The sequence below is a fragment of the Actinopolymorpha singaporensis genome (assembly GCF_900104745.1).
Taxonomy (GTDB): domain Bacteria; phylum Actinomycetota; class Actinomycetes; order Propionibacteriales; family Actinopolymorphaceae; genus Actinopolymorpha; species Actinopolymorpha singaporensis.
Window position 1 is genome coordinate 1,714,646 of sequence record NZ_LT629732.1, and the last position, 18,952, is coordinate 1,733,597.

General features: G+C 69.6%; 13 protein-coding genes, 4 tRNA genes and 1 pseudogene. 10 read left to right on the plus strand and 8 right to left on the minus strand.

Annotation, left to right across the window (positions count from 1 at the left end):
* The first annotated feature begins 8 nt into the window (after positions 1–8).
* Together BLU27_RS07785 and BLU27_RS07790 are read left to right on the plus strand one after the other, a co-directional pair.
* Positions 9–194 (plus strand): helix-turn-helix domain-containing protein, encoded by a 186-nt coding sequence (locus BLU27_RS07785; RefSeq protein WP_092651949.1) that lies wholly within the window; start codon positions 9–11, stop codon positions 192–194.
* Entirely contained in the window at positions 191–1,426 is a 1,236-nt protein-coding gene (locus BLU27_RS07790; RefSeq protein ID WP_092651951.1) for a tyrosine-type recombinase/integrase, read from the plus strand. The genes BLU27_RS07785 and BLU27_RS07790 overlap by 4 nt, the downstream gene beginning before the upstream one ends.
* 84 nt (positions 1,427–1,510) lie before the next feature.
* On the opposite strand, the gene BLU27_RS07795 is transcribed toward BLU27_RS07790, so the two are convergent.
* The 4 genes from BLU27_RS07795 to BLU27_RS07810 all read right to left on the minus strand — a co-directional run bounded on the left by BLU27_RS07795 (position 1,511) and on the right by BLU27_RS07810 (position 3,862).
* Positions 1,511–1,587: transfer RNA gene (locus BLU27_RS07795), tRNA-Phe, on the minus strand.
* A 35-nt stretch (positions 1,588–1,622) separates the two neighbouring features.
* Positions 1,623–1,696, minus strand: a tRNA-Asp gene (locus BLU27_RS07800).
* Between the two features lie 54 nt (positions 1,697–1,750).
* Positions 1,751–1,823, minus strand: a tRNA-Glu gene (locus tag BLU27_RS07805).
* A 164-nt stretch (positions 1,824–1,987) separates the two neighbouring features.
* Positions 1,988–3,862, minus strand: a complete 1,875-nt coding sequence (locus BLU27_RS07810; RefSeq protein ID WP_092651953.1) for a metallophosphoesterase family protein — start codon at positions 3,860–3,862, stop codon at positions 1,988–1,990.
* 101 nt (positions 3,863–3,963) lie between these two features.
* Here BLU27_RS07810 and BLU27_RS07815 point away from each other — a divergent pair, with 101 nt between their 5' ends.
* Positions 3,964–4,365 carry a metallopeptidase family protein gene (locus tag BLU27_RS07815; protein WP_241827842.1) on the plus strand — a complete coding sequence of 134 codons (402 nt, stop codon included), beginning with the start codon at positions 3,964–3,966 and terminating at the stop codon, positions 4,363–4,365.
* An 81-nt stretch (positions 4,366–4,446) separates the two neighbouring features.
* Here the strand turns inward: BLU27_RS07815 and BLU27_RS07820 are convergent, their stop codons facing one another.
* Positions 4,447–4,920: a GreA/GreB family elongation factor gene (locus BLU27_RS07820; protein ID WP_157728316.1), complete on the minus strand. Its 474-nt coding sequence runs from the start codon at positions 4,918–4,920 to the stop codon at positions 4,447–4,449.
* 291 nt (positions 4,921–5,211) lie between these two features.
* On the opposite strand from BLU27_RS07820, the gene BLU27_RS07825 reads away from it, so the two are divergent.
* Complete coding sequence (locus tag BLU27_RS07825; protein ID WP_172804906.1) at positions 5,212–5,745, plus strand: flavin reductase family protein; 534 nt, start codon at positions 5,212–5,214, stop codon at positions 5,743–5,745.
* Between the two features lie 39 nt (positions 5,746–5,784).
* On the opposite strand, the gene BLU27_RS07830 is transcribed toward BLU27_RS07825, so the two are convergent.
* Positions 5,785–7,278 carry a dihydrolipoyl dehydrogenase family protein gene (locus BLU27_RS07830; RefSeq protein ID WP_172804907.1) on the minus strand — a complete coding sequence of 498 codons (1,494 nt, stop codon included), beginning with the start codon at positions 7,276–7,278 and terminating at the stop codon, positions 5,785–5,787.
* Between the two features lie 123 nt (positions 7,279–7,401).
* On the opposite strand from BLU27_RS07830, the gene BLU27_RS07835 reads away from it, so the two are divergent.
* Positions 7,402–10,932, plus strand: coding sequence for an AfsR/SARP family transcriptional regulator (locus BLU27_RS07835; protein ID WP_157728318.1), 3,531 nt, complete (start codon positions 7,402–7,404; stop codon positions 10,930–10,932).
* Between the two features lie 501 nt (positions 10,933–11,433).
* On the opposite strand, the pseudogene BLU27_RS31165 reads toward BLU27_RS07835, so the two are convergent.
* Positions 11,434–12,084: pseudogene (locus tag BLU27_RS31165) on the minus strand (alpha/beta fold hydrolase); the annotation flags it as partial.
* A gap of 35 nt (positions 12,085–12,119) precedes the next feature.
* Here BLU27_RS31165 and BLU27_RS07845 point away from each other — a divergent pair.
* The 3 genes from BLU27_RS07845 (at position 12,120) to BLU27_RS07860 (ending at position 15,888) form a co-directional block, all read left to right on the plus strand.
* Positions 12,120–12,192 (plus strand) — tRNA-Lys (locus tag BLU27_RS07845).
* A gap of 1,305 nt (positions 12,193–13,497) precedes the next feature.
* On the plus strand, positions 13,498–14,256 hold the full coding sequence (locus BLU27_RS07855) for a hypothetical protein (protein ID WP_092651961.1): 759 nt from the start codon (positions 13,498–13,500) through the stop codon (positions 14,254–14,256).
* A gap of 357 nt (positions 14,257–14,613) precedes the next feature.
* A complete protein-coding gene (locus tag BLU27_RS07860; protein WP_092651963.1) occupies positions 14,614–15,888 on the plus strand; it encodes an MFS transporter in 1,275 nt (424 codons plus the stop codon).
* Between the two features lie 87 nt (positions 15,889–15,975).
* Here the strand turns inward: BLU27_RS07860 and BLU27_RS07865 are convergent, their stop codons facing one another.
* Entirely contained in the window at positions 15,976–16,863 is an 888-nt protein-coding gene (locus BLU27_RS07865) for a phytanoyl-CoA dioxygenase family protein (RefSeq protein WP_092651965.1), read from the minus strand.
* A gap of 118 nt (positions 16,864–16,981) precedes the next feature.
* Between BLU27_RS07865 and BLU27_RS07870 the strand changes: the two genes are divergently transcribed.
* Together BLU27_RS07870 and BLU27_RS07875 are read left to right on the plus strand one after the other, a co-directional pair.
* Positions 16,982–17,872, plus strand: a complete 891-nt coding sequence (locus BLU27_RS07870) for an AraC family transcriptional regulator (protein ID WP_092651967.1) — start codon at positions 16,982–16,984, stop codon at positions 17,870–17,872.
* Between the two features lie 281 nt (positions 17,873–18,153).
* Positions 18,154–18,477 carry a hypothetical protein gene (locus tag BLU27_RS07875; protein ID WP_157728320.1) on the plus strand — a complete coding sequence of 108 codons (324 nt, stop codon included), beginning with the start codon at positions 18,154–18,156 and terminating at the stop codon, positions 18,475–18,477.
* The last annotated feature ends 475 nt before the right edge of the window (positions 18,478–18,952 follow it).

Here is an 18,952-nt window from a genome sequence, read left to right on the forward strand (position 1 = left end):
AACGCCGCATGGAACAGCTACTTCTGACGACGGCAGAGGCCGCGGAACGTCTCCGCATCGGCAAGAGCACCTTGTACGACCTGATCAGGTCCCGGCGCCTGCGGACGGTGAAGATCGGCAAGCGCCGGCTCGTGCCCGTCGACGCGCTGCCCGAGGTTATCGCCCGCCTGGTCGAGGAGGAGTCGGCGGCATGACGGAGCGGCAGCGGGAAAGCCGCAAGCGTCGCGCCAACGGCAACGGCACCGTCTACCAGCGCAGCGACGGGCGCTGGGTGGCGCGGGCGTACGTCCTCATGCCAGACGGCACCACTGTCCGGCGTGATTACTACGCCACCAACGAGAAGGCAGCAAACCGCAAACTCGTCGAGGCGATGTCCAGGTCACATCAGGGGATCCCAGCCGAGGCCACGGGCTGGACTGTCGAGCGGTTCCTGCTCTACTGGCTCGAACACGTCGTCCGGCCAGCGCGTAAGCCCAAGACACATCAGGGCTATGGCGTCGTGGTGCGCGTGCACCTGATCCCACAGCTGGGGCGGAAGAAGCTCCACCTGCTCACTGGTGTCGACGTCCGGCAGTTCCTGGCCAGGCTCCGCAGCACCTGCCTATGCTGCCTGCACGGCGTCGACGGCCGGCGACCTGAGGGCGAGCGGAAGTGCTGCGCGATCGGACGGTGTTGCGAGCGGGTTCCGTCGGACCGCCTGGTCCAGCAGGTGCACTCGGTGCTGCGGAACGCGCTGCAGGCCGCCGTCCGAGAGGAGCTGTTGGCGCGGAACGTCGCGAAGCTCGTCCAAGTCTCCGCTCCCACGTACGAGGTGAACCGCGGCGTCGGTGTCGCCGAGGCGAGAAGGTTGCGGGCCGTCGTCGAACATGACCGGTTCTACGCGCTGTACGTTCTAGCGCTGTACGTCGGGCTGCGCCGCGGCGAGCTGCTCGGGCTCCGCTGGGAGGACCTCGACCTCGACGCCGGGCTACTCGAAGTTCGTCGAAGCCTGCAACGGGTCGACGGTCAGCTCCAGGCAGTGACACCCAAAACCAGAACGTCGCGGCGGACCGTGCCGCTGGTCGGGGTCTGCGTCGACGCGCTGAAGGATCACCGGGAGCGGCAGGGCAGAGAGCGGCAGCTGGCCGGCACGGCGTGGGTGGACTCCGGGCACGTGTTCACAAGCAGGACCGGGACGCCGGTGGAGCCGGACAACCTGCGGCGCAGCTGGTATCCGATCCGAGAGGCGGCCGGGCTGAACGGGGTCCGCTTCCACGACCTGCGGCACAGCTGCGTGACCTTGCTCCTGGAACTCGGCACGCCCCCGCACATCGTCCGGGACATCGTTGGGCACTCCGACATCGACGTCACGATGACCATCTACGCGCACGCGTCATTGGAGGAGAAGCGAGCAGCGCTCAGGAGGCTCGATGAGCGACTCCAGTAAGGCCGGCGGACGCTGTTGGCGTCAGCGCTGGCGTCATTCCGGCCAGCGCGGATTCACGTCGAAGGTGAACCCGCAGGTCAGAGGTGGTGGGCAGGGGCGGGGTCGAACCGCCGACCTTCCGCTTTTCAGGCGGACGCTCGTACCAACTGAGCTACCTGCCCATACAACAAGGTGATCGGCTGTGCCGATCACCCAGCGACCCCGACGGGACTCGAACCCGCGGCCTCCGCCGTGACAGGGCGGCGCGCTAACCAACTGCGCTACGGGGCCATGCGTCATGCGTTCTTGCCTTGCGACGTTGAATGCTATCGCACCCATCGTGCGTGCCCCCAACGGGATTCGAACCCGTGCTACCGCCTTGAAAGGGCGGCGTCCTAGGCCTCTAGACGATGAGGGCAAGTCCAGCCGGATCTCTCCGCCGTCAGGGACCGCACAAGTGTATGGGTAGGCCGTCTGGCGGGCCAAACCGGGCACCCTCGAGCGCCCACGCTACCCGAGCTGGCCCCGCTGACCTGCGGATTTGCCCCTATTGAGGCCGATCAGCGCCGGTCGACGGCCAGATCATCCCGGGTTCGGTACGCCCTGCCTGGCCGCCCCGGCCGGCTCCCCGCCCGGCGAGGAGGTTTCGGACGGAGTGGCGGGCGGCGACCCCGCCGGAGTCTCGCCCGGGGTCTTCGACGGCTCCTCGGTCGGCAACCGGGTGATCGTCGGGGTCGGCAGCGGCGAGTCGGGGTACGGCCCGGTCGGGGTGGGCACCGGGCTCGGCGTGGTCGCCTTCTCCGGCTTGACCTGGTGGCGTTCGATCTGGGCGGACGTGAGCCCGAGCCCGCCGAGGGTGATCTCGTCCCAGGCCTCGAGTTCCTGCGTCGACTTGTCGAGGTACAGCACCGACATCTCGATCGGCGCGGGCTTGGACTTCTCCAGCGCCCGCAGGCCGGCCCCGCCGGTCGTACCCTCCTGCATCAGCAGGCTCCCCTTGGGCAGCGTGAGGTTCAGCCGCTTGTGGGCGTGCCCGGTGAGGATCAGCGACGCCTTGCCGTCGACGATCGCTGCGCCCGCGCTGTCGTGGTAGACGATCGCGTCGATCGCCGGCCGCGGGTTGAGGATCGGCTCGCCGTTCGGCCCGACCGTCTGGCCGGGCGAGGGCGTCGATCCAGGGGTCTCCCCGGGTGTCTCCCCAGGCGTGGCGGTGGGGTCCGGCGTCGCCCCGAGCTCCGACGGCGGCTCGTCCTTGTGCGACGCGTCGTACTTGTCGGCGACCCTGCCCAGCCCGATCGCCTGACGTACGACAGCCTCGGTCTCGGCCGGGATGTTCCGGTTGCTCCGGTCGGGGGTGAACCTCGGGTCACCCGCGCCCAGGAAGGTGATCCCCTTCACCTTGCGTACCGAGCCGTCCAGCACCACGACGTTCGGCAGCGCCTTCATCGCGTCCTCGGTGACGGTCGAGTCGTGGTTGCCGCGCACCCAGACGTAGGGCACCTTCAGCGACGGGATGCGGTTCAGGAAGACGTTCTCGGCGCTCGTCCCGTGGTCGGTGATGTCGCCGGAGTCCACGATGACGTCGACGCGGTACTGCTTGACCACGGACGCGATCACGTCCCACGCGTGCTCGCCGAGGTGCAGGTCGGAGACGTGCAGGACGCGGGTGACGTTGGAGTCCGGCTGGTACGCCGGCAGGGTGGCGGTGACGTCGTACAGCTTGGTGACGTTCGTGACCAGCCGCACGAGCTCCTTGGAGTACGCGTCGAAGTTGTGCGCCAGGTCCTCCGCGTCGCCGATCAACGACGGGGCGCCGGTCAGCAGTCCGGTGTAGCGGGGCTCGGCGATCGCCCGGGGATGCAGCGTGAGCCCGGCGAACGAGTAGATCCCCGCGATCGCCACCGCGGCCGCCCCGCCGGCCACCAGCGTCGGCCGGGGACGCCGGACCGCGATCAGCGTCACCAGCATCGCGCAGGCGGTCCCGGCGACCAGGCCGCGCCCGGCGGTGGCGTACACACCCTTGCGGACGTCGTTGATCACCTCGCCCTCCAGGCCGGCGAGGACGGTCGGGTCCTCGAAGATCCGCTTGGCGGCGTCCTGGTTGATCCGGTCCACGGTCACGTCGAGTTGCAGCGGCCCGTCGTGGCTGTTGATCGCCAGCGTCCCGAGTGGCGGGAGCGACAGGACCGACTCGCCGTGCAGGGACGGCGCCAGCCGCATGGACGTCTCCACCGGACCGATCGGCCGGCTCGTCGTACCCAGCACCGCCATTCCGAACCACGCGCCGGCGCCGGCGAGCAGCACCACCCCCGCGACCATGGCGGGCCGCCGGAGGTACGCCCCGAGCAGGACGAGGAGTTGCGCCACCGCCCGTACGGCATTGGTCACCGTGCGCCTCAGCGCGGCCGTACGGGCGGCGAGATCGGAGCCGGGGGGCTGGTTCGGCTGGTCAGGCATCCCCACCGTTGTACCCCACGTCGCCCACGCCGTCGTACGGAGCGGCAGGGGAGCCGGGGGTGCCACGGCAGCTTGCCGGGTCCGATCCGGATTCACCGAGCATGATCAAGCGTCCAGCCGGGACCGTCCCGTTGTGCTCGAATGAGTACGTGCTGGAGATCTCCCGCGAGCAGTTCGAGGAACTCGTCGGCATCGCCTTGGACGAGGTGCCGCCCGAGCTGGCCGCCCTGATGGACAACGTCGCGGTCTTCGTGGAGGACGAGCCTCCGGCGGGGGAGCCGGACGACCTGCTCGGGCTGTACGACGGGACACCGCTCACCGACCGGGACCACAGCTACGCCGGGGTGCTGCCGGACCGGATCATGATCTTCATGCACCCGACGCTGCGGATCTGCGAGACGTACGACGACGTGGTGGACGAGGTGCACGTCACCGTCGTGCACGAGATCGCGCACCACTTCGGCATCGGCGACGCCAGGCTGCACGAGCTGGGCTACGACTGACCCCGAACGTGCGGCACCCGCCGGCCAGGACCCTCCATGGTCTTGACCGGCGGGTGCCGGTGTCGCCTCTCAGGCGGCGCGTCAGCTACCGGCCACCTGCACGATCTCGACACTGAGCTCGCCGACAGGTGCGGCGTAGGTGACCTTGTCGCCCACCTTGTGGCCCATCAACGCGCGACCGAGAGGGCTGCTCGGGGTGAGGGCGACCACGTCGTCGGCCTGTTCCTCGATCAGACCCACCTGGTAGGTCTCGGTGCTGCCGTCGTCGAAGCGGAGCGTGACGACGGATCCGACCGCAACCGTGTCTTCGGGTGCGTCACTGGCCACGGTCGTCGCCGACAGGAGCTCGCGGATGCGGCTCAGCCGGCGGTCGATGGACTCGATCTCGATCTGCTGCGTCGCGAAGGACGCCTGGTCGACGAGATCGCCGCCGGTCTCGCTGCCCTGCTCGGCGACGAGCTCGGCCCGCCGGGCGGTGAGGTCGATTTCGTCCTGCTGCAGCCTCTTGCGCGCAGATGCGGAGAGCTGGTGTATTTGATGGTCGAGGACACTCACGGCGACCACACTCCCTTTTACCCCCAGACGTGCCCGCGGGCAGGCGCACACACACCTGTCGGACCCCGGTACGCCGTCGTCGATGAAGGCACCTATCTTCTCACGGCGAAGGCGATCGCGCTGCTACGTATCAATGCCTGGACGCCGTAAGTGAGTAGCCGGTTACGCACCGCTGGCATCGGATGGGACGGGGTGGAACCCGAGTGCAGCCAGCGTGCGACCGGCGTGCGACCGGCGTGGAACCGCCGCCCGAGGTGAAATGTCGTGGCCGGACCGGGCAGAGTGAAGGGCGTGTCCGAGACCGGAGGCGAGATCCACGCCGAGCACCCGTTCCTGCCGCCCCCGCACGAACGCAACCCGATCCGCCGGCTCCGCGGCCGGCTGGCTGCGCCGGTCACGTTGTGGACGGCCGCGCTGGGTTCGAGGCGCGCGGGACTGCCGGTGTCCGGACTGGTCGTCGCGGACGGCGAACCCGGCAAGGTGCTCGGCCTGGTGGACGAGGACTCCGACCTGTGGCCGGTGGCCGAGGCTTCCGGCAGGTTCGCGTTGTCGGTGCTGCGCTGGGAGCACCGGTCGCTGGCCGACGCGTTCGCGGGCCTGATGCCGGCGCCTGGCGGGGCGTTCCGGCTCACCGAGTGGCGCGACACCGACTGGGGTCCGGTGCCGGTCTCGGTGCAGACCTGGGCCGGCTGCCGCGTGCTGGACACCCGGCCGATCGGCTGGGCGCTCGCTGTCGAGGCCGAACTCGAGCACATCGAACTCGGCGAGGAGAACGACCCGCTCCTGCACCGGCGCGGCCGCTACTTCACCGCGTCGGGGGAGTAGCCGGGGCCGGAGGACAGCCGGCCGAAGACCGCCGCCGACCTACATGCCGTACGTCTCGAGCAGTCGCAGCCAGACCTCGCTGACCGTGGGGTACGCCGGAACCGCGTGCCACAGCCGGTCCAGCGGCACCTCGCCCACGATCGCGACCGTCGCCGCGTGCAGCAGTTCGCCCGCGGCCGGGCCGACGGCGGTGAACCCGACCGGGACCAGTCGCTCCTGGTCGACGACCAGCTTGGCGTGCCCGGTGTAGCCGTCGACGTAGAGCGCGGCGCCCGCGACGTTGCCGATCTCGTACTCCGCGACACGTACGGTCATCCCCTGGTCGATCGCGGCCTGCTCGGTCAGCCCGACCATCGCCACCTCCGGGTCGGTGAACACGACCGCCGGCACCGCGCCGTGGTCGGCGGTGGCGGCGTACGGCGACCAGGCCACCGGCGCGGCGTGCTCCCCGCGCGCCCGGGCGGCGATGGCGTCGCCGCAGACCCGCGCCTGGTACTTGCCCTGGTGGGTGAACAGCGCACGGTGGTTGGTGTCGCCGGCGGAGTACAGCCAGCCACCCTCGACGCCGTTGACCCGGCAGCTGTCGTCGACGTCGAGCCACCTGCCCGGCTCGAGCCCGACGGTCTCCAGGCCGAGCTCGCCGGTGGAGGGTTCGCGGCCGGTGGCGGCGAGGATCTGGTCGACGACGATCTCGCCCTGGTCGGTCTGGACGCTGAGCGGGCCCACGTCCCCCTCACCGCCGCCTGTGCCGGCGAGCCGGGAGACCGACTGCACGGTGACGTTGGTGCGTACGTCGATGCCGGCCTCGACGTGCGCCTTCGCGACGTACTCACCGGCGAATGGTTCCAGCGTGGGCAGCATCCGGTCCTCGGCGACCAGGAGCGTGACCTGCGATCCGAGGTCGTTCCACGCCTGGGCCAGCTCGCTGCCGACCGGGCCGGCGCCGATGACGGCGAGCCGGCGGGGCGCCTCCTTCGCGCTGGTCGCGTCCCGGCTGGTCCAGGGGCGGACCTCGCGCAGGCCGGGGATGTCGGGGATCCGGGGGAGCGAGCCGACGCAGGCGGCCACTGCGTGCCGGGCCTCCAGCGTGCGTTCCTCCCCGCCGGTGCCGCCCGTGCCGCCCGTGCCGCCGTTGCCGGCGTTGCCGTCGTTCAGACGTACGACCACCCGCTTGGGGCCGTCGAGCCGGGCGCGGCCCTTCAGGACGGTGATCCCGGCGCCGTCCGCCCACTCCCGCTGGCTGGAGTCGTCCCAGTTCCTGGTGAACGAGTCGCGGCGTTCGAGCACCGCGGCCGCGTCGAGTTCGCCGGTCACCGCGGCCGAGGCGCCCTTGACGTTCTTCGCCGCGCGGAGCGCCTCGCCACTGCGCAGCAGTGCCTTGCTCGGCATGCACGCCCAGTAGGAACACTCGCCGCCGAGGAGCTCGGACTCGACGATCACGGCCGACAGGCCCCGCTTGACGACGCGTTCGGCGAGCACCTCGCCCACCGCGCCGCCGCCGATGACGATCACGTCGTAGGTGTTGTCGGCCATCGGTGAACGACCCGCCTTCCGGGAGAGATCAAGGCTATGAGAGTAGTTACCGTTTCCTCCTGCGACCAACCACGCGGCGCCAGGGAGCGTCGGGTAGGGGTCGGGACCTGAAAGGCTTGGTGCGTGCACGTTCGGATGTTGGGCCCGCTGGAGCTGCGGGACGACGAGGGGCGACCGGTCGAGATCGGCGGGTCGCGACTGCGTGCACTCCTGATCCGGCTGGCCCTGCACCCGGACGCGATCGTCACGGTCGAGGCGCTGATCGACGGGCTGTGGGGTGAGGAGCCGCCGTCCGGCGCGTTGAACGCGCTGCAGTCGCTGGTGTCCCGGCTCCGGCGCGCGCTGTCGCCGGGCAGTCCGGGCCCGGGCTCCAACGCGGGTGCGGGCTCGGCGGCCGGCGGCCCGGCGCTGATCCAGTCGCATCCGGCGGGATACCGGCTGGTGGTGGACCCGGATCACGTGGACGCGCACCGGTTCGAACGCCTCGCCGCGAGAGGGCGGTCCGCGCTGGCGGCGGGAGAGTACGCCGAGGCGGCCGCGGTGCTGCGTACCGCCGAGGATCTGTGGCGCGGGCCCGCGCTCGCGGACGCGTTGGACGCTCCCTTCGCCGAGGCGGCCGCGGCCCGGCTGGCGGCTCTGCGACTGTCCGCCACCGAGGACCGGCTGGAGGCCGACCTGGCCTGCGGCCGGCACGCCGACGCGCTCGCCGAGCTGGAACGCCTCGCCGCCGCCCATCCGCTGCGAGAGCGGCTGCAGGGCCAGGCGATGCGCGCGTTGTACGCGGTGGGGCGGCAGGCGGACGCGCTGGCGACGTACGAACGGGTCCGGGTCGCGCTGGCCGACGAGCTGGGCGTCGACCCCGGCGCCGGACTCGCCGACCTCCACCTCGCGATGCTGCGGCAGGACCCGAAGTTGCTGCCGGCGAGCGCGGCCGGAAGGACGGGGTTGGCGGGGGCGGACGGGACCTCGGCGGGAGTGGGTGGCGGTACGACTCACGAGGCCGGTTCCGACGCCGGTTCCGACGCCGGTTCCGGTTCCGGTTCCGAGGCCGACGCCGACGCAGGCTCCGGCTCCGCACGCGAGCAGGCGCGGACCAACCTGCGCGTACCCCTCACCAGCTTCGTCGGCCGCGACGCCGAACTACGCAGCCTCGGCAAGCTGATCACGGAGGAACGCCTGGTCACCGTGGTCGGCTCCGGCGGCGCCGGCAAGACCCGGCTGGCCCTCGAGCTCGCCGCCCGCACCACGCCCGGGCCGGCCGAGGAGACGTGGTTCGTCGAGCTCGCGGCGATCGCCGAGCCGGGCGAGGTGCCGCAGGCGGTCCTGTCCACGCTGGGCGTACGCGACCTGGCGTTGCTGGCGTCGTCGCAGCTCACCGGGGCGCAGCTGGAGTCGGTGCCGGTACGCGATCCGGTGACCGTGCTGGTCGAGGCGTTCCGGGCCAAGCAGATCCTGCTGATCCTGGACAACTGCGAGCACCTGGTGGACGCGGCCGCCGCGCTGGTCGACCGGCTGCTCGGCGCGTGCCCGGGGCTGCGCGTGCTGGCCACCAGCCGGGAGCAGCTCGGCGTACCAGGTGAACGTCTCTATCCGATCCCGCCGCTCGGCCTGCCGCCCGAGCCCGAGGTGGCGAGCACGGATCCGGTGGCCGGCGCGCTGGCGTACCCGGCGGTCAGGTTGTTCGCCGACCGTGCGGTCGCGGTGCGCCCGGAGTTCCAGATCACGCCGGACACGCTCGGGTCGGTGGTGGAGATCTGCCGGCGCCTGGACGGCATCCCGCTGGCGATCGAGCTGGCCGCTGCCCGGCTGAGGTCGCTGTCGGTAGGCCAGATCGCCGCGCGGCTGGACGACCGGTTCCGGCTGCTGACGGCGGGCCGGCGTACCGTCCTGGCACGGCACCAGACGCTGCGCGCGGTGGTCGAGTGGAGCTGGGACCTGCTGGAGGAGCCGGAGCGGATCCTGCTGCGGCGGCTGGCGGTGTTCCACGGCGGCGCGACGCTGGAGTTCGCCGAGCTGATCTGCGCCGACGACGGCGGCTGTGCCGCCGATGGTGCTGGCGACGGCGACCTGCCGCGGGAGGCGGTGCTCGACGTACTCGCAGCGCTGGTGGACAAGTCGCTGGTGGACGCGGTTATCGACCGGCGGCGCGGTGCCGGTGGCAGCGGCAGCGGTGGTGGCGCGGGCGCCGGCGGCGACGCCGGGGAGGTGCGGTACCGGCTGCTGGAGACGGTTCGGGCGTACGGACTCGAACGCCTCACCGAGGCCGGTGAGTCCCAGGCGATGCACGCGGCGCACGCCCAGTGTTTCGCCCGCCTGGTCGAGGAAGGCGTCCCCTACCTGCGCGGCGGCGAGCAGGTCGAGTGGATGGCCCGGCTACGCGCCGAGCACGACAACGTCCTCGCGGCCATGCGTACCGCCGTGGACTCCGGAAACGCCGATCTGGCGGTACGCCTGGTCGCCGGGTTCTCGTGGTTCTGGTTCCTGGAGGGGCACCGCTCGGCTGCCACGAACTGGACCCGCGCGGCGCTCGCCGTACCCGGGGAGGCCCCGCCCGGACCACGCGCCCTGCTGCTGATGCTCGCCGGGTTCGGCTACCTCACGGCGGGGGACGCCGACGCCTGCAAGCGGTCGCTGCGGGAGGCGCTCGCGCTCGTCGACGCGCCCGGGTCGACGATCCGGGACGAGTTCCCCGAACTCGGGTTGCTGGAGTCGATGGCGCTGACGTTCGAGGGCGACAGCGAGGCCGGGCGGCGCCGGCTGGAGGAGGTGTTCCCCGCCCTGCGTCCGTGGGGGCAGGGAATGGCAAAGCTGTTCCTCGGCAACATCGAGGACAACGCCGGCAACACCGAGGTCGCCGAGGCCCATCTGCTCAGCGCACTGGACCGGTTCACCGAACTCGGCGACCGGTGGGGGCGGGCGTCCGCGCTCCGCAGCCTGGCCGGGTTGTGGGGGAGAGCCGGCGGGTACGCACGGGCGATCAACGCACGGGAGGAGGCGCTGGCGCTGCTGAGGGAACTCGGCAGTGACGCCGACCTGCCTGTTGCTCTGACCCAGATCGCCGGCGACCGGGCCCGCACGGGGGACCTCGAAGGCGCCCGGGTCGACCTCGCCCGGGCCTACGCCCTCGTGGAGGCGGGGCAGGCGCCGGAGCTTGCGGCGTGGGTACGCCTGGGAGGGGCGGAGCTCGCGGTCCGTACCGGCGATCTCGCCGAGGCCCGGCGGCAGGCCGACCTGGTGCGCACGGACCTGGCCGGGCGCAGGCCGATGCCGCTGCCGATGCGGATCGTCATCGTGGCCGGACTGGGGTTGGTCCTGGCCGCGGCGGGCGAGGTCGACGCGGCGGCGGACGTCCTGCGGGACGCGAGAAACTTCGCCGCCCACGGCCACGACCGGCCCATGCGGGCGATGGTCGTCCACGGCCTGGCGGCGGTGGCGTACCGGTCGGGTGATCCCTCGCGGGCTGCCTTCCTGCTGGGGGTCGCCGAGGCGGTCCGCGGCAGGCCGGACCGCAGCGGCGACGACCCTGGTCGTACGGCGGAGGAGGTCCGATCGCTGCTGGGGCCGGAGACGTACGACGCGGCCTACGCGCGGGGTGCGGGAATGTCGGACGAGGAGATCGTCGCCCTGGTCGGGCTGGAGCAACCGGCACCCTGACCTGGGCTCATCCGCGTCATTTGGCGGGCAGCACGGAGCGGAGCCTGTCGGCGAACGCCCGTGCCCGGCCGAGGTATCCGGTGTGGTCCCCGGCGAACTCCACGAACTCGGCGTACTCCGATCCGAGGCGTTCGGCCAGGGTCGCGCTCGCGCGATACGGGTAGTGGGCGCTGCTGCCGTGCCCGCCACCGAGGACAAGCCGGAGGCCGGCCTTGAAGCTGCGGTACGCAAGGCAGCGAGGTCCGGCTCGTAGCGTACGACCGGCAACAGCTCACCCAGGAACGTCTCGACGTTGTCCCCGAAGCGACGCTGGAGGTCGGGATCGGGCGGGAACTCAGGGTCGTACTCGAACTCCGGAGCGTCGCCGCCGGAGTAGTCCGCGACGAACGCGGCCATCGCCTGGTCCGAGCCCTCGCTGAGGTAGAGCGCGTGGATCTGTTCGAAGCGGGCCAGGCGTTCCTCGGCCTCGGGGAGCACGGTGACGACCGGCGGTTCATGCGCGACGAGGGTGCGTACCCGCTGCGGGTGCCGCGTGACGAGGTCGAGGCCGACGATCGCGCCGCTGCTGCCTCCGAGGACGTACGCCGGGACAGGCTCGAGCTCGTCCGCCTGGGCTCTGCCGTACTGGCCGGCGTCGCCGACCGCGTCCAGGATGGCCAGCGCGTCGGCTGTCTGCTCCTCGATGCGGGCCTCGCGCGGTGGGCTGGCGACGGTGCTGCGGGAGTTGCCACGCCGGTCGTACGTCACGACCCGGTAGGTGTCGGCGAGCGCCGGTGCGAGCGAACTGAAGACGCCGGCGTCGCCGAGGCCGCCCGGGATCAGCAGCAGGAGCGGTTTGGTGGAGCGCTCGGAGTTGTCTAGGCGTTCGAAGCCCCAGGTCTCGTAGTACAGGTGCGCGCCGGGCACTTCGAGCGTGCCGGCCGTCCTGCGCGGCCTGGTGGTGGCGGGGCCGACGTTGTGGCTGCTCATCCGGGTTCCTCTCGGGCGTTGGCGGGCGGGTCCGCCCTTCACAGTGGCCGGAGGCGCTGAGAATCCCCGTACAGCCGACTGACGCCTGCTGACGATCAGGTCCGGTACGCCGTCAGTGGACGCGCCGCGGGCGGTCGGTGCGGTTCCGGACGCGCCGTGACCAGGCGTACGCCCAGGCGCCATCAAGGCCGTCCCGCCCGGTAGGCTGCCGGATCACCGGGCCGTTAGCTCAACTGGCAGAGCAGCGGACTTTTAATCCGCGGGTTCTGGGTTCGATCCCCAGGCGGCCCACCGCGAAATGACCTGCGACAGCCCGTCCACCTGTCTCAGTCCGGATACGTGCGTGACACCAGCCATGGCACGAACTTGCTGATCTTCGTGTCTCTTCTGAGGTCCTCTGGACCTCAGAAGAGACAGCGCGGCTCGATCGACGTGCTACCGAGCGGGGCACTTTGAGTCCGTGTCTTCGCCGGAACCGATCCGCTCACCAAGCGCCGGCTCAGCCTCACGGAGGTTGTGCCGCCCGGTCCCAAGGCAGCGGCGCAGGCAGAGGGTCAGGACGCGCCTGCTCAACCAGGTCGACGCTGCGGACCTACCCGGGCTACGTCGAGAGGCACATCCGGCCGCTCATTGGGCACGTGAAAGGTTGGCGCCCTGGACGCCGACTGATGGACTCGTTCTACGTCGAACTCCGACGCTGCCGCGGTCATTGCGATCAACGTACCGAAACCCGGCGCCAGCGCACCGCCGTCTTGAAGGCCCCATGGATACTGCTTCGACCTCGGCAGCGGGCCAACGATCTTCCTGGTCAAGGTAAAAGAAGGCGGAGACGCGAGAGTTTCGTACCTTACCCATGACTGGGAAGGCCCTGATTACGATATGCAATTGGTTACCTTCGGATCCAAGGACACAGAAGACACGTGGCGGAAATTGAAAGAGCACGACGTAACGGGTCCTGAATTGAGAACATACGATGGAAATCGAAAGAATTTCAATTCTACGACTTGAACGAAAACAGATTCGACGTTGGTCGGCTTCATTGTGCTGCTAGATCAACTCCTGACAGACCTTTGCGGAACTGGACTTTCTGGTGGGGTTGATGGAACCCCGGCCGGTCCATCTGGTCACCCTCGCGCCGAAGGTGGAGGTCTGCCGGCAGCGGAACGCGACCCGTGAACTCAGCGAACGGTGGGAGTTCGACGGCTGCTGCCTTCGGCGCCCTCGTACTTGACGCCTACCATCCCCGATGACGGCCTATGCCCGCCGGTAAACGTTAGGCAATGAGTCTGACAACTTGTGCGACTCCCCTTGATCATGAGGGGACGTGGCGCGCATTGAAAGGGCTGGGGGCCGCAACATGAAAGTCACTCGTCATCGGGTTGCCGGTTGCTGCCGTGAGGCACGCACGCGATAGGGCACCGGGGATCCTGACTCGATAGTTCACCGCAGGCGAGTTCACCGCGGGCGGTTCTTTCCGCCTGTCACAAGCCGGAAACGAGACACCCCGGCGTCGTCCCTGCTCGCTCCGTCGCGCCCGCTCACTGCCATGCCCGACCGCTCTCGTGACTCGCTTACCTGGTTCAAGGAAGGAACACGATGGATTCCGCCCGCAACGACGCTTCCAATGACACGGGTGCCATGGAAGCGGGGTTCGCGCCGCAACCGTTCCCCGGCTGGCCGTTCCCGCACCGGCCGTTCCCGCCGGACCCGCAGCCGACCCCAGCGCCGCCGGCGTTCCAGGCAGCGCACTACACCGCCCGGTTGGAGTCGATTCAGATCCTCAACACCCGGTCACGACACGAGGACAGCGACAAGGCCTCGGTGACGGTTGCCGTCAACAACAATCAGCCGGTGACCGTCACCAAGGACCTCGGTGACCTGAACAACGGCACGTACCAGGTCGGCCTCCAGGTGCCGAACGTGTCCATCACCGCGCCGACGGACAAGTTCGCCTTCAACTATCTCGTGGTGAACAGCGGACACGCCGACTGGGAGAAGACCAACGCCACGCTCCACCAGATCGGCGGACAACTGGCGTCCGCTGGTGCCAAGGCAGCCACCACAGCCGCCGGCACACTCATCGGCGCATCCATCGGCGGCCTCGTCATGCCGGTCATCGGCAGCATCCTCGGCGCCGCCGCCGGCTGGCTCGTCGACCAGGTCACCTCCCTGCTCACCGCGAACTGCGACGGCCCGGTCGCTCTCGAGCAGGTGGGGCTCACCGGTGAGCAACTGTGGTTGAACACCCTGCACGGCGCCTTCCGGCACACCACCTACCACCCCGGCATCGATTCCAACGCCGGCTGCGGCAGCAACTCGATCTACCTCGCTACCTGGTCGATCAGCCGCAGCTGACGCCAACCCAGGCGTTTCCCCGACCGCGTGGATCCGAGCCGTCCACGCGTTGGACGGAGTCGGCTGGGCTCGACGGTTCGAGCAACACCGAAGGGGCGGCCGAGCGCGGCCACCGCCACCTGGCGGAAGGTCACCCGGGCGCCCCTTCGCATGCCCGGACCCGAACACCGGCAGGTGCGTGCAGCACGACCTCTTCACATTGCCGGAGTGCGACGAGCGCACCAACCGGTTGGTGCCGGCTGCGGCCGCCTTGGGTAGGGATGACCACCTGGCCGGGTCGTGACAAGGGCGGAGGCGGCCACCCCTGGACGCGCGCCAGTCTCGTGCAGCGGGTTAGCCTGGGCTCGTGGTCGCCCGATGAGAACCTTCCGGTTGGCGCGATCACTCTCCCCGGCGGTGCAGGTGCTGCTGGTCAACTCGTTCGGCATCGCGTTCGGGTTCTTCATTCTCATCCCCTTCCTCGCCACGTACCTTCGCGACGAGCATCACCTCACCGCGGCCGCCGTCGGTGCAATCCTCGGCCTCCGCGTGTTCTGTCAACAGGGCCTGACCCTGGTCGGGGGTATAGCGGCTGACCGGTTCGGCGCGCGGCCGGTGATCATCATCGGATGCGGGTTGCGTTGTGTGGCGTTCGGCATGTTCGCCGTCGTCGACCAGGTGGTCGGACTCGTCGCGGCGTCCATGATGGTCGGCCTCGCCGGTGCCTTCTTCAGTCCGGCGGCGCGGGCCTACATAGCGGTCGAGGCGGGAGAGCGACGCCTCGACGCCTTCGCGTTGCAGAACATCGCGAGCACTGTCGGTGCGCTCACCGGCCCGTTGTTGGGCAGTGTCCTCGTCGCGGTGGACTTCCGGTGGACGGCCGGCGTCTCGGCTGGCATCTTCGCCATCCTCACCGTCTGGCAGTGCTTCGAGCTGCCGTACCGCCCGGTCGAACCGCTCGCCACCAGAGCGCTTGGCGTGGCGGTGCGCGACGCCCTGCACAACCGTTCGTTCCTCGGTTTCGCCGTAGCGACGTCCGTGCTCTTCCTGCTCTACAACCAGTTCTATCTGTCGCTTCCGCTCGAGGCCACGCGCGTCACGGGATGGGCAGGTGCGGCCGGGTGCGTGTTCCTCGTGTCCACGCTCCTGACCCTGGGAACCCAGCTCCGGATGATCAAGTGGCTCCACCGACTCCTCGCACCGGGGATGGCGATCGTCTGCGGTCTCGTCGCCATCGCGGCGTCGTTCGTCCCGTTGGCGTGGAGTACTACGTCGACGCCGGCGGACAGTTCGGGCAGTCCGTCCACAGCGTGGGCCGTCGGCATCCTCGTAGCGGCGGCGCCGGTGCTGGTGGCGACACTGCTGTTGACGTTGGGGCTCGACGTCGCGCAGCCCTACGCGCTCGACCTCGTGACCGGCTTCGCGCCGGTCGGGCTCACCGGGACCTACATCGGGCTCGCGACGACTGCGGCGGGTATCACCACAGCGCTCGGCAACACCGCCATCGGCTATGCCGACGACCTCGGCCGGCAGTGGTCGACACCCTGGATCAGCCCCGTCATGTTGGGAACCCTTGCAGTCGGGGCAGCGATCGCCGTCGCGGTGTTGCAGCGACGGGGACGGCTCAGCCTCGACCCACCGGCGTCGACCTGACAGTTCCGACGTCCGCAATGGCCACGACGCAGCGGCGACCTTCCGCTCTTCAGGGCCACGGACACACGTTCGCCCGATCGTCGAGGCTCAGCCGCCTACCGCGTTGTGCGGGAAAGCTTCGGCGGCCAACGTCCGTCCAGGGCGCATCCGCGGTGCCGTCGGCATCACGATCGCGCGGCGGACCGGAGACAGGCGGGCCATCAGCTCCTCCGACGGCAGGTAGTTCATGCGCGGTGCGAGTAGATGCGGTGCGTACCGGTAGATCAGCACCCGCCGCTCGCCCGGATTCGTACGCGGCATCGAACCGTGGCAGATCCCGTCGGTGAACATCACTGCGTCACCGGCGCGCAGGTGCACCTCTCGCATGCCGATCGCCTGGTCCGCGCTGTGCCCGGCACTCCAGTTGCTGTGCGGATGCACGCTGTGCGCCTTGTGGCTGCCCGGCACGATCGTCGTCGCGCCGTCGCCGTAACCGATGTCGGTCAGCGCCATCAGGACGTTGATCTGGCCGACCGCCCAGTTGCCGTTGTGCCAGCGGAACAGCCCGGTGAACCGTACGTTGTCGCCGCCGGAATGGATCGGGATGTAGCCGCCACTGCGCCGGACGTTCAGGAAGCACTCGTCGATCCGCAAGTGCTGGTGCGCGCCGGAGATGATGTAGCGCCGCACCTCGTCGATCCATGATGGATGGTCGATCAGTTCCTCGAAGGCCGGCCCACCCTCGATGATGTTCTGGAAGTTGACGCCATCCTCCGCGCCGTACGTGTGCACCTCGACGTCGCCGATCCATTCGCCTGGACGCAGGGCGCTGGGGTCCTGCGCGTCAACCCAGGCGTTGATCGCCTGCAGCTGGTCTCCGCTGAGCGCGCCACGCAGGACGCGGTAACCGTTGACGTCGAAGAGGTAGTCGCGTTCCTGCCGCGTGAGCGCTTCGTCGCTGGGCGAGACGACATCGGCGTTGGCCACTGTGGTCATCTGGTAACCTCCGAACGGATGGAGCCGCCTTTGCTACCGCAACAGGCTGACATGCTCCAAAGCGTCTCCGCATTACCGCTCGTTCTGTCTTTATTGCATCTGGTCAGGTGAGCTCACTATGCCGGTACGCGCAGCGGCCGAGCTCCAACCCGCCACCGATCTGCGGATCGCGCCGGACCGGGACGGTTGGACGAGCCTGCACCAGGCATGGGCGGTACCCGCCATGCGTCGGGATCATCGGCACGACGAACTCGAAGTCAACCTCGTCCTGGACGGGTGGGCGGAGTACCTCGTCGCCGGGCTGCGGGTCCACCTGCCGCGCCATGGCCTGGGCTGGTTGCTGCCCAGCCAGCCGCATCGGCTGATCAACCGTTCTCCCGACCTGCAGATGTGGATCGGTGTGTTCTGTCCCGCGCTGGTCGCGTCGAACGCCACACCTGCGGCCGACGGCGCCGGCCCTCCGGTCGCGTGGCTGTACGAGTCGCCGGAGGAGACGCTGGTCCGCGTACCCGGCACGTCCGAAACCCGTGAGTTGGCGAGGCTTTTCGCGCAACTGGACGATCCAGGCATGTCCACGAAGCGGCATCGGATCGGGCTGGCATGGCTGCTGGCGGAGTGCTGGCGAGCATTCCAGAGTGCCGATCTCGCACTCACCGGAGATCACCTGCATCCGGCTGTCGAGCTCGCAGCGCGATGGCTGTTCGACCATTCCGGCGACGCCGAGGCCAACGACTTGGAGGCGCTGGCTAGCCGCTGCGGGGTAAGCCGTCCGTGGTTGAGCACCCTGTTCCAGCAACAACTCGGCGAGTCGATGACCGACTTTCGCAACAAGCAACGCCTGCAGCGTTTTCGTGAACTGATCGCCCACCCGATGGGCATGCCCATGACAGCAGCCAGTTTCGCCGCGGGGTTCGGCAGCTACGCCCAGTGCTACCGCACCGTACGCCGCTACACGGGACTCTCCCCACACGATCTCCTCACCGAGGCCCTCGCCGACGGCAACAGATGATCGCCGCCGAGCCGATGAATGCCGGGGTCACGGTCAGGTTCGCAAGATGACGCACAGCGCGGACAGCTATCTTGATCAAATCCGCGAGTTCTGGGTTCGATCCCCAGGCGGCCCACCAATCCCCAGGTCCGAGCGGGTCCCCCGCTCCTCGTCCTGGCGGGCAGGCCAACCGGGCGAAAGGAGCACCGGTGTTTTCGATTGACGAGCTCGCAGCTTGTGTGGATGCGGACCTTCGCGCACTGAGCGACCGCTGGTCGGTCGAGATCGTGACGACGGAGGGCGTGCCCGATCAGGTACGCGAGACCGCGGCCTCGCACGGGTTGAGTATTCCGGAGCTTTTCCCGCAGGCAGTGTCGGTTCGGCATGACGGATTTCCGTACAGCCGGTTGACCCTGAGTTCTGGGCCCGACGAAGGCGGCGAGCAACTCGAGGCGTCGATCGAGCAGCTGAAAACCTTCGTCGCCGAGGTGACTACCGAGGAATGGCCGGGATGCCCGCACCACCGCCATGCACTGGTGCCGACGTACGAAGACGGCTCGCTCGGCTGGGCATGTCCGTCGTCACACGAGGTGCTTGTCCCGCTCGGTGGCCTGTCCCAGCTCTGAACACGTCCGGCGTGTACGTGGCCGGGCTGCTCGTCGGCACGCTCACGCACGTGAGCGACCTCGTCCGGTATGGCCTGTATCCGTACGCCTGGGCGCCGGACTGGCTGAACGTCTGCTGGACCTCGCCTTCCTCAGCGTCGTCACCGACCTCGCCGCCAACTTCTACGCCACGTACGGCAACCAGCACCTCGACCTCGGATCCGCCCCGGGGCTCCAGCGGCTCACGGCCTTCACCCTTCTCCTGCTGGGAACGGCACCTCTCGTACGCAGGCATCTCGTAGGTCCTTGCGCAGCAGGACGCACGTCGTCTCGATCCGGGTGACCGTGCCGTCGGCCAGTTCGTCGTCCCACGCGCTGGTCTTGCTGCGCTGGTCTTGCCGCGCTGGTCTTGGTGCCGTACGTGCCCAACAGGTCGCGAATCGTGACGTCCAGGGTCATACGGACGGGTTCGGTTGCTCGTCGCTCGTTCACCCGC